Annotated in this window: 13 protein-coding genes and 1 tRNA gene; 10 read left to right on the forward strand and 4 right to left on the reverse strand. The window is 42.0% G+C overall.

The window, feature by feature from the left end:
- Positions 1-154 precede the first annotated feature (154 nt).
- The 6 genes from ND16A_RS07700 to ND16A_RS07675 all read left to right on the forward strand — a co-directional run bounded on the left by ND16A_RS07700 (position 155) and on the right by ND16A_RS07675 (position 5,801).
- On the forward strand, positions 155-2,035 hold the full coding sequence (locus tag ND16A_RS07700; protein WP_033077921.1) for a DUF3604 domain-containing protein: 1,881 nt from the start codon (positions 155-157) through the stop codon (positions 2,033-2,035).
- A 138-nt stretch (positions 2,036-2,173) separates the two neighbouring features.
- The gene (gene folP, locus ND16A_RS07695) at positions 2,174-3,025 is read left to right on the forward strand and encodes a dihydropteroate synthase (RefSeq protein ID WP_235282125.1); all 852 of its coding nucleotides are present in this window, start codon (positions 2,174-2,176) and stop codon (positions 3,023-3,025) included.
- An 85-nt stretch (positions 3,026-3,110) separates the two neighbouring features.
- Positions 3,111-4,457, forward strand: a complete 1,347-nt coding sequence (gene glmM, locus ND16A_RS07690; RefSeq protein ID WP_033077922.1) for a phosphoglucosamine mutase — start codon at positions 3,111-3,113, stop codon at positions 4,455-4,457.
- A 123-nt stretch (positions 4,458-4,580) separates the two neighbouring features.
- Positions 4,581-5,330: a triose-phosphate isomerase gene (gene tpiA, locus ND16A_RS07685; protein ID WP_033077923.1), complete on the forward strand. Its 750-nt coding sequence runs from the start codon at positions 4,581-4,583 to the stop codon at positions 5,328-5,330.
- Between the two features lie 15 nt (positions 5,331-5,345).
- Positions 5,346-5,693 carry a preprotein translocase subunit SecG gene (gene secG, locus ND16A_RS07680; protein WP_033077968.1) on the forward strand — a complete coding sequence of 116 codons (348 nt, stop codon included), beginning with the start codon at positions 5,346-5,348 and terminating at the stop codon, positions 5,691-5,693.
- Between the two features lie 23 nt (positions 5,694-5,716).
- A tRNA-Leu gene (locus ND16A_RS07675) sits at positions 5,717-5,801 on the forward strand.
- Positions 5,802-5,995: 194 nt separating this feature from the next.
- Here the strand turns inward: ND16A_RS07675 and ND16A_RS07670 are convergent.
- Both ND16A_RS07670 and ND16A_RS07665 read right to left on the reverse strand, forming a co-directional pair.
- Entirely contained in the window at positions 5,996-6,409 is a 414-nt protein-coding gene (locus ND16A_RS07670; protein ID WP_033077924.1) for a thiol-disulfide oxidoreductase DCC family protein, read from the reverse strand.
- 6 nt (positions 6,410-6,415) lie between these two features.
- Entirely contained in the window at positions 6,416-7,792 is a 1,377-nt protein-coding gene (locus ND16A_RS07665; protein WP_052073122.1) for an HTTM domain-containing protein, read from the reverse strand.
- A 562-nt stretch (positions 7,793-8,354) separates the two neighbouring features.
- On the opposite strand from ND16A_RS07665, the gene ND16A_RS07660 reads away from it, so the two are divergent.
- Entirely contained in the window at positions 8,355-9,206 is an 852-nt protein-coding gene (locus tag ND16A_RS07660) for a hypothetical protein (protein WP_033077925.1), read from the forward strand.
- 183 nt (positions 9,207-9,389) lie between these two features.
- On the opposite strand, the gene ND16A_RS07655 is transcribed toward ND16A_RS07660, so the two are convergent.
- Positions 9,390-10,079 (reverse strand): DUF3313 family protein, encoded by a 690-nt coding sequence (locus ND16A_RS07655; protein WP_033077926.1) that lies wholly within the window; start codon positions 10,077-10,079, stop codon positions 9,390-9,392.
- A gap of 613 nt (positions 10,080-10,692) precedes the next feature.
- On the opposite strand from ND16A_RS07655, the gene ND16A_RS20280 reads away from it, so the two are divergent.
- Genes ND16A_RS20280 through ND16A_RS20285 form a run of 3 tightly spaced genes read left to right on the forward strand, consistent with a single transcriptional unit; the run spans position 10,693 to position 13,226 of the window.
- A complete protein-coding gene (locus tag ND16A_RS20280) occupies positions 10,693-11,823 on the forward strand; it encodes a sensor histidine kinase (protein WP_052073123.1) in 1,131 nt (376 codons plus the stop codon).
- Positions 11,820-12,623, forward strand: a complete 804-nt coding sequence (locus ND16A_RS07650) for a LytR/AlgR family response regulator transcription factor (protein WP_033077927.1) — start codon at positions 11,820-11,822, stop codon at positions 12,621-12,623. The genes ND16A_RS20280 and ND16A_RS07650 overlap by 4 nt, the downstream gene beginning before the upstream one ends.
- Positions 12,624-12,683: 60 nt before the next feature.
- Positions 12,684-13,226 (forward strand): protein tyrosine phosphatase family protein, encoded by a 543-nt coding sequence (locus ND16A_RS20285; protein WP_052073124.1) that lies wholly within the window; start codon positions 12,684-12,686, stop codon positions 13,224-13,226.
- Positions 13,227-13,256: 30 nt separating this feature from the next.
- Here ND16A_RS20285 and ND16A_RS07645 read toward each other — a convergent pair whose 3' ends face one another.
- Positions 13,257-13,802, reverse strand: a complete 546-nt coding sequence (locus tag ND16A_RS07645) for a TetR/AcrR family transcriptional regulator (RefSeq protein ID WP_033077928.1) — start codon at positions 13,800-13,802, stop codon at positions 13,257-13,259.
- Positions 13,803-13,901 lie beyond the last annotated feature (99 nt).

Here is a 13,901-nt window from a genome sequence, read left to right on the forward strand (position 1 = left end):
TAATAGTTAGTAATTAGTTATTAACCATTTAGATAAAAAGTCCCAGACCGCAAGGTTTGGGACTTTTTTTTTTAATACCAAGGATGAAATTGAATATCTTTACTATATTTATTGATTAAATTGTTAATGTTTTTATAAAAAAGGCAGGGATTGGATGATGAATAAACACGGTACTATATTGGCTTTTGTCGCTACGGTTAGCACTGGTTTACTTGGCCAAACTGCACACGCAGAAGAGGATAAGGTTTATTCGCCGTTTGTGGTTGGAGACAATGCCAGCCAGGTATTTTGGGGGGATACCCATTTACATACGTCGTATTCGGCCGATGCTGGCATGGTGGGCAATACCTTAGGTCCAGAAGTCGCTTATCGGTTTGCTTTAGGCCATGAAATAACTACCAGTAGTGGCCAACGCGCTCGCTTAATTCGGCCACTAGATTTTTTAGTGATTTCTGATCATGCTGAAAATTTAGGCTTATCGCCTTTAATTGCCAATTCTGACCCTGAACTGTTAAAAACCAAATATGGCAAAAAATTGCATGACCTGGTGAAAGCAGGCAAAGGCCATGATGCCTTTTTACTTTGGATCAAAGAAGGCATGTCGAAAAACATCGATCTGATCAATAACCCGGTTATGGGCAAGAGTGTCTGGGCAAGTTCAGTGGATTATGCCGAAAAATATAATGATCCAGGTCGGTTCACCGCCTTTATTGGGTTTGAATGGACGTCAATAAACACCGCGCAAGTACCCAGTAATTTACATCGCGTTGTTATTTTTAAAGATGACGGCGATAAAACCAAACAAGTAATGCCTTATTCTGCTTTTAATTCCTACGATCCTGAAGATTTATGGACCTATATGGAAGGCTATGAAAAGAAAACCGGCGGAAATGTGTTAGCGATTGCACATAATGGCAATTTGTCCAATGGCATTATGTTTGCCACAGAACGCTTAAATGGTGAGCCCATTGATAAAGCCTATGCAGAGCGTCGTATGCAATGGGAGCCTATCTATGAGGTAACGCAAATTAAAGGCGATGGCGAAGCGCATCCGCTTATTTCGCCAAACGATGAATTTGCCGATTACGGTACCTGGGATCTGGCGGATATTGCCGGGCTTCATCCAAAGAAACCGGAAATGCTGCCTTATGAGTATGCTCGTACAGCCTTACAAATAGGTTTACAACAAGAAGATAAGCTAGGGGTAAACCCGTTTAAAGTAGGGTTTATCGGCAGTACCGATGCACATACCTCATTGGTATCAACTCGTGAAGATAATTACTGGGGCAAAACCCCCAGAGGTGAAGCTGCCGCCGATCGTTATAAACATAAAATATTGGGTACAGTGGAAGAGTTATCAACCTATGAATCGGATACCATATCATCGGGTTTAGCAGCGGTGTGGGCACGTGAAAATACCCGCGCAGATCTTTATGATGCCATGGCAAACAAAGAAACGTATGCAACCACAGGTACGCGCATCACCGTGCGTTTCTTCGGCGGTTGGGATTATCAAATTGATGATGTTTACCAAGCACAAATGGCTGACATTGGTTATCAAAAGGGCGTTCCTATGGGCGGGGATTTAGCGAAACCAACGGCTGCGAACAAAGCGCCTGTGTTTATGGTTGCCGCGATGAAAGACCCAAATGCAGCTAACTTAGACAGAGTACAAATAGTGAAAGGCTGGGTGGATAGTAACGGTGAACGGCAAGAGCGAATTTATGATGTTGCAGTATCAGACGGTCGTAAAATTGGCGCCGATGGCCGTTGTAAAACACCAGTAGGTGACACGGTTAATATTGATGAAGCCACATATTCAAATTCAATTGGTGACTCTGAATTAAGAGCGGTATGGACAGACCCCGATTTTAACTCCGCACTATCTGCCGTTTATTACGTGAGAGTATTGGAAATACCAACCCCGACATGGCAAGCTCATGATCAGAAATTCTATGGTATGAAAATGCCAGATGGCATCCCGATGAAACATCAAGAGCGAGCTTATACTTCGCCAATTTGGTATGGCGAGTAAACCGCTGAGTTATCTAAAGTCTTATTCATTATGACCTAGACTTTAGATAACTTAATCACAATTGTTATGGTGAAAGTATCTTCTTCTATATTTTAGTGACAAGCTTCTTTATAATACCGCAATAAATCAACAGTTTTAATGAACAAACCTTCAAATATCATGCAATTTGGCTCTAAAGTACTCGACCTATCAACTCCCAATATTATGGGGATTTTAAACGTTACCCCTGATTCTTTTTCCGATGGTGGCAACTTTAACCAAATTGATAATGCCTTAAATCAGGTAGAAATGATGATAGCTGCAGGCGCCAGCATTATTGATGTCGGTGGTGAATCCACTCGCCCTGGTGCTAAAGATGTTGAGTTACAGGAAGAGTTGGCCAGAGTTATCCCGGTGATTAAAGCGATCAAGCAACGCTTTGAGGTAGTGATTTCTATTGATACCAGCAAAGCCGAAGTGATGCAGGCAGCAATCGATAGCGGCGCAGGCTTAATCAATGATGTCAGAGCGTTGCAAAATGAAGGTTGTGTTGAGGTAGTCGCCAATTCAGATTTACCGGTGTGTTTAATGCACATGCAGGGCATGCCAAGGACGATGCAAACAAAGCCACAATACAACAATGTTGTTGACGATGTAGAAACCTTCTTTAAACAGCGCATTCAAGTGTGTCAGCAGGCCGGTATTGATAAAAACCGTATCATCATCGACCCAGGTTATGGTTTTGGTAAAACGTTAGAACAAAACTATCAGTTGTTGGCCAATCAGCAACAACTGTTAGCGCTTGGCACCCCAATACTTGCCGGCATCTCTAGAAAATCGATGATTGGCAATCTGCTTGATGCACCAGTAGAGCAACGTTTAGCCGGCAGTTTATCTGCCGCAGTGCTTGCTTGTATTAATGGTGCTAAAATCATACGAGTGCATGATGTTAAAGAAACCGTTGATGCCATTAAAGTATTAAGTGCGACATTAGCGCAGCAAGCGATTTAGAATAAAGAATCAAATAAAAACAGCTATTTAAAAACAATTGATTAAAATGGCTTTACAGAAATATACACGCAGGGAGTAATGTTACGTGTCGACGAGAAAATATTTTGGTACCGATGGTATTCGTGGTTTGGTTGGTAAAGCGCCTATTTCACCAGAGTTTGTGATGAAACTAGGCTGGGCCGCAGGCAAGGTGCTTGCTACCCGTGGCACCAAAAAAGTATTGATTGGTAAAGATACCCGTATTTCCGGTTATATGCTTGAATCGGCTCTTGAAGCCGGGTTTTCTGCCGCCGGTATCGATATCGGTTTAATGGGGCCAATGCCAACGCCTGCCGTGGCATATTTAACCAAAACATTCCGAGCGGAGGCGGGCATAGTGATCAGTGCGTCGCACAATCCGTTTTATGATAATGGCATCAAGTTCTTTTCAACGACCGGTGAAAAATTACCCGATGAAGTCGAGCAGGCGATTGAAGCAATGCTCGATGAAGAAATGGACTGTGTGCATTCGGCCAAGTTAGGTAAAGCGGTGCGCATCGACGATGCCGCCGGTCGTTATATCGAATTTTGTAAAAGCAACTTCCCCTCAGAGTATTCATTAAATGGCTTAAAAATTGTGGTCGACTGTGCTCATGGCGCAACCTATCACATTGCCCCAAGCGTATTCCGTGAGCTTGGCGCTGAAGTCATTGAATTTGCCTGTGCGCCTAATGGCACCAACATCAATGATGATTGTGGCGCGACCTCGATGACCAACATTGCCAAGCTGGTATTAGAACAGCAAGCCGATTTAGGTATTGCCCTGGACGGTGATGGCGACCGATTAATGATGGTTGACCAAAATGGCGATGTGGTTGATGGTGATGAAATTATTTTCATCGTTGCTAAAAATGCTCAGCAGCACAATAAGCTTAAAGGCGGGGTGGTTGGCACGTTAATGAGTAATATGGGTCTTGAGCTGGCATTAAAAGATTTAGACATTGATTTTAGCCGGGCCAAAGTTGGCGATCGTTATGTCATGGAGCAATTAAAAGCAAAAGGCTGGAAACTTGGCGCGGAAAATTCCGGGCATGTGATTAACTTAAACTGTACTTCAACCGGTGATGGCACCATTGCCGCATTGAATGTGTTAGAAGCCATTTGTCAGTCTGGAAAGTCATTAACGCAATTACGTCAGGGCATGACGATGTTACCGCAAATATTGGTGAATGTGCGCTTTAGTGGCAAAACCGATCCGATAAACGACGATGCAGTAAAACAAAGTGTTATCGATGTTGAACAAGAGCTTGCCGGTACTGGTCGAGTGTTATTGCGTAAATCGGGTACCGAGCCACTGATTCGTGTGATGGTAGAAGGTCCTGATTTAACAGAGGTTACTCGTTTGGCCAACATCATTGCTGAGCAAGTAAAAGCCGTTGATGCCGAGCATTAATACCCAAATATAGATAAATTGACGGTAAAATAATCAAATAAACGGCTAAGTTATTTAATCGCTTGTAACTTAGCTATGAGTTCGATAATATCTCGCCGTTATAATAACCATAAGTATTGAAAGATGAGTAGACAAACAATAGTTGCCGCCAATTGGAAAATGAACGGTAATAGTGATTTAGTTACAGAGATATTATCTGGATTAAATGAGCAACGTTTTAGTGATAATCATCAGGTTGTTATTTGTCCTCCTGCACCTTATCTTGCAGCAGTACAATCGGCGATAACAAACTCGAAAATTGCAACTGGCGCCCAAAATATTAATGAAAATGAAAAAGGTGCGTATACCGGTGAAATTTCAGCTTTAATGCTGAAGGATTTACAGGTACAATATGCGATTCTAGGGCACTCTGAACGTCGTGCAATGTTTCATGACAGCTCAGAACTTGTTGCCGAAAAAGTTGCTTATGCTTTAGCAAGTGGTTTAAAGCCAATACTTTGTATCGGTGAAACCGAAGAAGAGCGTGAAGCGGGTGAGACAGAGTCAAGACTGACTAGCCAACTTGCTCCGGTTATTGCTAAAGTTGGTATCGAAAAATTTAAAGATGTAGTTGTCGCGTATGAGCCTGTATGGGCTATTGGTACCGGCAAAACTGCTTCTGCTGAAATTGCTCAGCAAACCCATGAATTTATTCGTGGTTATTTGGCATCGTTTGATGCTGATGTAGCGCAAACTGTACCGCTGTTATACGGCGGTAGTGTTAACGCCAAGAATTGTGAAGAATTATTTGCTCAAGCTGATATTGACGGTGGTTTAATCGGCGGTGCGAGTTTGAAAATTGAAGAATTTAAGAAAATCTGCCAAGCAGTATAGGATCTATAGAGAATGTTGTATCAAGTTTTAATCATTGCTTTTTTAATTGTTGCTTTAGTTTTAGTTGGTTTTATTCTAATCCAACAAGGTAAAGGCGCAGACATGGGTGCTTCATTTGGCGCAGGTTCATCAGCAACTATCTTTGGTTCAAGTGGTTCAGGTAACTTCATGACCAAAACCACTGGCATCTTAGCAACGCTATTTTTCGTCCTTAGCTTGTTCTTAGGTAACCTTACTGCGCAACGCACTAAGCAAACTGAAGAGTGGAGCAACTTAGGTGGTGAAGAGCAAACACAAAGTGTAGCGCCAGCAACCGACGTACCACAAAGCGAAGATAAAAAAGAAAGCGACGTACCAAACTAATCCATCGCTCTTCTAAAAAATTAGCGGATATGGTGGAATTGGTAGACACGCAGCCTTGAGGGGGCTGTGCTTAACAGCGTGAGAGTTCGAGTCTCTCTATCCGCACCAAATACCGGTTCGATAAGAACCAATAAAGACCAGAATAACCTTTAAAACCAAGGTGTTCTGGTTTTTTTATGTCCGAAAGAAAACGATAAAGGTTTTATAAAATTCAGCTTTTTTAGTTACATGTTTAGTAACACGGATAAATAAATATAGAACTGCTGTTACCAAAATGGCTCGAACCCTAAACCACCTACGCATCAGTCGAGAAAACGCTCCCGGATATCGGCATCGGGCACTGGGCACTGTGCATTTTTTCCAAACCAACGGTAGCGCCTGGTACCAACAAAGTCATAGGCAAGATCGCGCAGCGGGGCCGGGCATAGCCGCAGTACCGACAACACTGGCCATAAGCCGGATAATTTTTGGGTGATCTTTAGTGCCGCGGAAGACTTGTTAAAAGCCTTCCCTTCGCTAATGAGAATGACCGACTCCAGTGTCTCGGCCAAAGCATATTGAGCCAAAAGCCGTTTGCCGGTCTTTGATTGCAAGGTGGCAAAGCGGTAAAGTTTTTTAGGATCGCGCCGGCAAATAAAGCGCACCCAGCTGTTGCAGAATTTGCATACCCCGTCAAACAGAATGAGATTAGTTTCAGTATCGCACTGCCTTGTCATTGCTGTTTACCTCAACGGTTCTGTAAGCGGTATTATCCACGCTGCCGGAGCCAGATCACGGCCTACCGCGGCTAAATTCGTGTTTGGATCGATCAGCAATTGAGACTTTCGACCATTGAGGGAACACCAGGCTCGGCTCAGCACCTGTGGCCGGTTGCCGCCGTTATCGTCGGCGTGGTTTTGAGCAAGGTGGTGGGCAAACTGCAAGATCATGTCGGGCCGGCATGCCATTTTCCGTTTTTGCCGTCGGGTGAGAATGTGCTCTGGCACTACCTGCCAACGCTTGTGGGACATCGGGTCGAACATAACAAATCCGATTTGGCCTGTTTTGCCGCGAAGCTTCATTTGCCAGGCAAACCGGTGGCCCTCCTCTGTCCAACTGCTATTGCCGGGATAAAGCAAATGGCGCAGTGGAAACATAATTTGTATGGTGAGCCAGCTAATGAAAAAGACCATGATAACGGTTTGCATTGCCGCCGTTGGCAAAGGCATGCCGTTGGCTGCCGAAACTTGATACTCTCGCCCGGCAGCGGGATCCAACCCCAGTTTTGCCTGTATCTTCTGCCAAAGGGTTACCGGCCAGTTGGGATCGAAGAACAACGTGGTAGCAATCAAGGTCAGCCAGGGAAATATCCCGATATTGAACAGGAAATGGTTCATGATATGAAACACCGCATACAGCAGAAAGACCCAAAGCCGGGTCCGGCGGAATAACAACAGCGGCGCACCGACGATATGCAGTAAGATGGCACCATAGGAAGCAATCGCCACCACCCAGGTTTCAGTAAACAGGTAGCCTATCAGTGGAAAGTCGGTCCGGTTGCCAAGCCAAAGGGTTAACGGTTGCAGGTTGAGCCAATCGGGATTGATCTTAACAATACCGGCAAACAAATACATCACTTCAAGCTGGACGACAAAAATAAGCAGTGTCCAGGCGGGTATCCAGTTAGTCTTAATCTCAGGCTTGCGCAGTACATCGAGGGAATAAGCTTTGTTGGCGGGCACAACACATAGTAATACGCCTAACAGGATGACAAAATAAAAATGATTGAGGTATTGTGTCTGGTCGATGAAAAACACGTAACTGAACAGAACGACAAATGCGATGGTGGCAAAGCGGTAGAAAAGCCCCAGCATGATCATCAAAGAGACGATACCAAGCAAGGCAAAGTGCCAGTACATGCCATCGCCCGGCCAGGCTTGAACCCAACTAAAACCATAATACTTGAAGTGAAATAGAGGCTCTATGTAGTAACTTTCAATCCAACCGAAACTAAAGTAACGGCCAACCTCGATTACCATGATCAAGCCAAATGCCACCCGGAAGAACACCAGTGACGCAATATTTGTCGGCCCAAATAACCATTCCTTAAACTTCGTCATTGATTATAAAATCCATACTAGGGTAATTGAAGCATAAAAGGTCGCAATCAGTGATGTCCTTTGCCACCGTTTCCACACTTGCCGGTTACAGTTATTGAAAGCATAGCACTAAAAGACAGCGGCTAAGTAATTTTCATCTTGCATCAGTAAATACATAAACGAAAACCTTAGTGTTCACTTTTGCCACAAAGTGGTGGTAATTGGCGAGTCGAAATCACCCAAGCTAACTTTCAGTTTGATACGCAAGAGGACATTTAAATAATACCAGGTGCAAATAGCTCAACTTTATTGGTTCCTAATAAAATCAACTCTAAAGAAGTGACCATAGGTTGCATAAAAAGTACAAAATTGTATGAGGTTCATCCAGTTTTGTACTACGAGTGCTTTTTATTATTTTCATTCTGAATGAAAAATCTAGCGAAATATCAAGCCATTAGAAGAATACAATCATGGCCTATTTGTTGCTCTTTAGACGTTAGATCGCAATCAGTAAATTAATGAATGCGCTCAAGTATAGATTTTAATGCTTAAGTGCAAAGTCACTTCCAAAAGAGGAAAGGCTATGAGTACAGAACGCACAAACAAACTATGGTTAATTGGCGAAAGAGATTCTATAAAGAATAAAATCATCAATCGAATTTTGTTGTTGGCCTTGTGTTTGTATGGGGGGCGGTGTCAATGGAACCGTAATTATATCCCAATGAGAAAAGTACTTCTTATATCGCTGTTCCTTTTAGGTTGCACATCCAATGGCTTACCGAGGATAGAACATGGGCGGCAGGTAAATTTTGTCTTTGTACCCTCTAGTTCTTCTCAACAAAAGACCGATATTGACAGTCAAATAGCCGACAAATACTCTGAGACTGGCTCAGGCATCGGTGCTGGAGCAGGTTTGATGTGGGCCACCGCTTGCGGTCCTTTTTATTTGATTTGTTCTATGGCAACTGTTCCGGTTGCATCCTTAGCAGGAGGAGTGGGGGGACATGTTGCGGGTGACTTAGCGAGCTTACCTGAATTCAAGCGTAAAAAATTGATTGAGCAACTTGAAAAAAATCGCCGGAAAATTGAATTGAACACTGAAGTTGTCGGCATGCTGAATAAACATGCAGGCAGCAAATATAACGTTTCTTACAATGAACAGGCTAAAAGAATTGAATTTAAGATACAGGATTTTTCTCTAATTATTCTGGAAAGGGAAAAAATAAAATTGTCGATGACGGTGAGGGTAAGAACCCGTAAAGATAGGAGCAAGCCTAAGCTGGAAAAAAAACATTACACTCAGTATTTTTACTATGAAAGTGCGACGGAATCGGTAGATAAATGGATAGAAGATAAGGATTACTTCGTCATTGCAGAATTTCGAAAGTGCCTTGATAATTTAGCGAGTGAGATTATCAAAGAGATTTCCAGCTAAAATGGATAAATATGTTTTTAGACTTGATTTTTACTTGCTCAGTGGGCATAAGCAAGGCAGCAGGTCATATCGTAGCTTCAAGTTTGAATGTGTTCTTCCTGAATGAGGAAGTTGCCGACGGAATAAATAAGGCATATATTCATATAAACTTAATGGCTCGTGAACTCACGCATCTGAATATTATTATTCAGTCTGATTCATCCGTTCTTCAAGTCGCATACGAACCAAACGACCCCACGCTTTACCTAATCTTCTAATTTCAGCAACATTAGTAACCCTATTCGACTCAAATATGATACCACTTTGTTCTGCCGCTCGACGATCGGCAACACGTAAGAAAATCGATTCGGTGAGAGAGTCACGTAATTCTAATACTAAGGTTGCCGCACCAATTTCTCTTAAGTAAATAGAATTTCTGCCAGCCCGTTCCGGTGGTACATATGAAACCACATCCAATAACCCAACATTGACCAGTAGCACATCAAAACCCGATTCTTCGGTTATGGTAAAATGCTCACTTTCGGCCAATTCACCTAGAAAAGCTTCTCGAATAACGCGTTTAAAGTCTGCTTTGTTTTTCGCGGTTAAACTGTATCCTTTGCCCGAATTATGGACTCGTCGGTTCCTGTCCTGAACATCTTCTCGGTAGGCAACACCAATGCCTTTCAGGTGAATTTTACTATAACCGGCCAAGCTCGCACCTGGTTTAGCCCAGGCTTTACTGACTGAGGTGTTTTTTACCTCATGTAGGCCATCATAAGTGATATCGGCCTCTGGACTAAGATCAATCATCGGCGGCGCCGAAGAGCATCCAGCAACAATAAAACTAACCATGAACAATATAAAAAAATTATGTTTTATAAATAATGTCATTGATTATTACCTTTTAAATGGTGAATTTTAAGCCTGGCATCTACGGTTTTCTTGCACTTATAGCTCAGAGTATAAGTAATATTAACGCCTTATCCAGTTTAATCGAACCATGACGTTTCAAAAAAACGCTTATTATATAGATAACAGCAATCCCAAATGTAGCCAATTTACCTTGCGTTTCTCACTTATCAGTGCTTTATTTCCGGTATGTGAACATTGAGGATAATAGAGATAATACGCTCTATCTCCAATTTCATAGTGGTAGTTTAGGTTCGCTATATGGCAAACAAATAAGACAGCAAACTGACACTGACTTTAAATGAACTTAGGAGCTAAAATTTGGATCCCTCGTCTCAGATTAGTTCGCTTTCATCGTTGTTTTAATAACTTTCACCGATAACCGCTTTTGCTTCTGCTTGCTTTAATTTAGCCTTAGTTTAATTATCTAAGTCGCAATTCCTACTACTCCAAAAATGAAGGTAACGAGTTATTTTCTGAGTTTTTTCCGTTCAGTGCTATCAAGCAATAAGAGAATTGGATAAGCTATGCACCGATAATTTTTGATTTAACTTTGTGACAAGTTCAAAGTGGTAAAACACCTGGTATGGAAAGAATGGCAGAAACAACAGAAAAAACAATTTTCATGAAGAATATCGCCTTATTACTAGTCTCAATTTGGCTAGGGTTGGCTTTTTATGCCTTGTTATCCCAAATTTCAAACTGGCTCACCAGTCATCATTTCGAAATGAGTTTTTTCTCACATTTGGAATTTTTCACTATTAGAGTCTGGTTACCCTGGGTGGTATTAACCCCGGTCGCATTAAAGTTAGCAACACAGTTTCCGGTGATGCCTAAAAATTGGTTGAAAGCACTGCTGTTACACGCATTTTTCTTACTGTCGTTATCGATAATTGCTGGCCTACTGATCAGTTTTCACTATCATTTTTTTGAAGATATGGCGCCGGGTATGGAAACCTATCAGCCTTGGCAACATATAGGTCACTTTCTGTTTGGCGACAATTTGTTTTTATTTAACACCATAATTTACACCATATTGGTGACCTATATGAATATTAAACATTTTGCTCAAATTGCCCAGCAAAAAGCACTAATCGCCAGCCAATTAAACCATCAACTGATCGAGTCACAATTACAAACGCTGAAGATGCAAATTAACCCGCATTTTTTATTCAATACCTTAAACGTGATATCCGTGTTAGTGATGAAATCAGAAAAAGATAAAGCCACCGACATGATTAACCTGCTAAGTAGTTTCTTTCGAAATTCTCTCGATGAAAAAGATCAACAATGGATCCCGTTACAAAAAGAACTGCAACATGTAGAACAGTACCTGGCGATTGAGCAGGTTCGGTTCGGAGATAAAATCAGCATTGTCAAAAATTATGATAATGCCGCCATGTCGATTCCCGTGCCGTCTATGTTGTTACAGCCTTTAATCGAAAATGCGATGCAGCATGGGCTCGAACAGATAGAAGGTAAAGGCCAACTCTCCATTACTTGTGCTATTGAGAATGAATATTTATTTATTATCATAAGCGACGATGGTGCCGGCTGTGATCTTAATGATAATAACTTCAAACAAGGCATAGGTTTGAGTAATGTTAAATCCAGACTGCAACAGTTATACGGTACTCAACATCAATTTAAAATAAACAGTAACGAGTTTGGCGGCATCACCGTGTCGTTAAAACTGGCGATTAACATTGAAGAGGAAAAGCAATGACTATAAGGGTATTGATTGTTGATGATGAACCCTTGGCCAGGGAAGGGGTGGCGCTGAGACTGGAGCAAGAAAATGACATTGACATTATTGGCGAATGTGCCAATGGTAGTGATGCCATTCGGACCATACTGTCATTAAAACCAGACTTAGTGTTTCTTGATATCAAAATGCCGAAAGTGAACGGTTTTGACGTAGTGAACGCGGTAGGTGTTGAACATATGCCGCCGGTGATATTTTTAACCGCCTATGATGAATATGCGGTTGACGCTTTTAATACTCATGCCATCGATTATTTGCTTAAACCTATTGATAATGCGCGCTTTAAAGAGAGTTTGAATCACGCCCGTGAGCAAATTTTGAAAAACTCCATTTCAAAACGCAGTGAACAACTTACCGAGCTATTATCACAAACCCAACGACTGAGTACGGTAAGTACAGCCACACAACCGATATCTGCAGGTAAGCAGAATGAGCGTTTAGTCATTCGCTCCAATGGCCACGTATATTTACTTGAATCGGATGATATTTATTGGATTGAAGCGGAAGGGGATTATGTCAGTGTGCATACGCCGCAAAAATCACACCTGGTACGGGAAACGATGAAAAACATGGAATCTCGTTTACATGATCAGGGGTTCCAGCGTGTTCATCGCTCTTGTATTGTAAATTTAACCTATGTCAGAGAGTTGATCAGTTTGGATAGCGGTGATTATCAAATCATTTTACGGGACAATACTTGTGTGAAATTAAGTCGAAACTACCGTGACATCTTATATCAACGGCTCAATGCTACTCCTTAACCAGTACTAAATAGTATTAATTAGTACTGGCACTTAACTTAAATAACAGATGAGGTTCAAATGATCACGCTTTTAGAGGTAGCTCTTATATTCACCATTTTGTTTTGTGCCACTAGCTACAGTCACCCGCTTGAGAGTAACCCGCAAGCGAAAGTCGCTACGTCACTAAATACCATTAAGAATTTCAGCAGGATTTCAACAACACTGGCCAGCTCGGGTATGCCAACCAATAGCGAGCTGATATTGGTCAAAGAAAGCGGCTATCAACACATTATCAGCCTTATCCCGGGCAACTTTAGTGAAGAGCAACAACAGATCAGCGCTCTGGGTATGTCGTTTGCACAAATCGCCGTTGATTGGCATCAGCCAACTCTGGCCGACTTTAAACAGTTTGTTCAATTAATGGATGGCTACCAAAACGATAAAGTATTAGTCCATTGCCGTTTGAATTACCGGGCCTCTGCGTTTGCTTATCTTTATCAAACAACACAACTGAATGTCGATGAAATCACTGCGAAACAACAAATGAATTCTATCTGGCAACCCGAGGGCGTGTGGCTGGACTACATCAACATGATCGAGCACCACTACCAAAGTCAATAATAACCAATATTTAATCAAGCTGGTATTAGATCACAACAGTTTATCTAATATTGAGATACACTTTTGTGGCATAGAGAAATCCTTATTCACATAAGCAATGGTAATAGCACCTTCTTTCAACACGCAGATAGTGTCGAGGAGCTCGGGGCTCGGATTAGACAGGTGTTTACTGATCAATGCTCGTACTTGCCGTTTATGATATTGGCAGTATTGTGAAACATCACTGCAAGGGTCGCTAAATTCCGACGATGTATTGATAAAGAAGCATCCGCGAAAGTTACCTAATTCAGCTGCAGAATCGGTAAACCAGGCAGATAAGCCATGAAATAGCCGTGCAATGACCTCTTTATCGGTGCTGGCCTCATTTAGATTCATCTCTAGCCATGTCATAAATTTGTCATTGCGTTGTTTAAGTGCGGCTAAAACTAGCGCTTGCTTGCTATCAAAATGGTTGTATAGTGTTTTTTTCGCGATCCCGGACACTTTCAGTAGTTCATTAATGCCAACTGAATTGACTCCCTTTTCATAGAATAGCTGTAATGCGGTATCGACCAATATCTGACGTTTTCTGCTCAAATTATTATTCCTCCATCCACGAATACATATTGACAACAGTAGACAGTATTGTCTACTGTTTATCGGTAGACAAAACGGTCTACTTTGTTGCAGGTTATA

The organism is Thalassotalea sp. ND16A (assembly GCF_000764205.1).
Taxonomy (GTDB): Bacteria; Pseudomonadota; Gammaproteobacteria; order Enterobacterales; family Alteromonadaceae; genus Thalassotalea_A.

Bases quoted from the DNA above. Each gene is read 5' to 3' on its own strand.
- ND16A_RS07700 (WP_033077921.1), top strand. From the start codon at position 155: ATGATGAATAAACACGGTACTATATTGGCTTTTGTCGCTACGGTTAGC.
- folP (WP_235282125.1), top strand. From the start codon at position 2,174: ATGAACAAACCTTCAAATATCATGCAATTTGGCTCTAAAGTACTCGAC.
- tpiA (WP_033077923.1), top strand. From the start codon at position 4,581: ATGAGTAGACAAACAATAGTTGCCGCCAATTGGAAAATGAACGGTAAT.
- ND16A_RS07670 (WP_033077924.1), bottom strand. From the start codon at position 6,409: ATGACAAGGCAGTGCGATACTGAAACTAATCTCATTCTGTTTGACGGG.
- ND16A_RS07665 (WP_052073122.1), bottom strand. From the start codon at position 7,792: ATGACGAAGTTTAAGGAATGGTTATTTGGGCCGACAAATATTGCGTCA.
- ND16A_RS07660 (WP_033077925.1), top strand. From the start codon at position 8,355: ATGAGTACAGAACGCACAAACAAACTATGGTTAATTGGCGAAAGAGAT.
- ND16A_RS07655 (WP_033077926.1), bottom strand. From the start codon at position 10,079: ATGACATTATTTATAAAACATAATTTTTTTATATTGTTCATGGTTAGT.
- ND16A_RS20280 (WP_052073123.1), top strand. From the start codon at position 10,693: ATGGCAGAAACAACAGAAAAAACAATTTTCATGAAGAATATCGCCTTA.
- ND16A_RS07650 (WP_033077927.1), top strand. From the start codon at position 11,820: ATGACTATAAGGGTATTGATTGTTGATGATGAACCCTTGGCCAGGGAA.
- ND16A_RS20285 (WP_052073124.1), top strand. From the start codon at position 12,684: ATGATCACGCTTTTAGAGGTAGCTCTTATATTCACCATTTTGTTTTGT.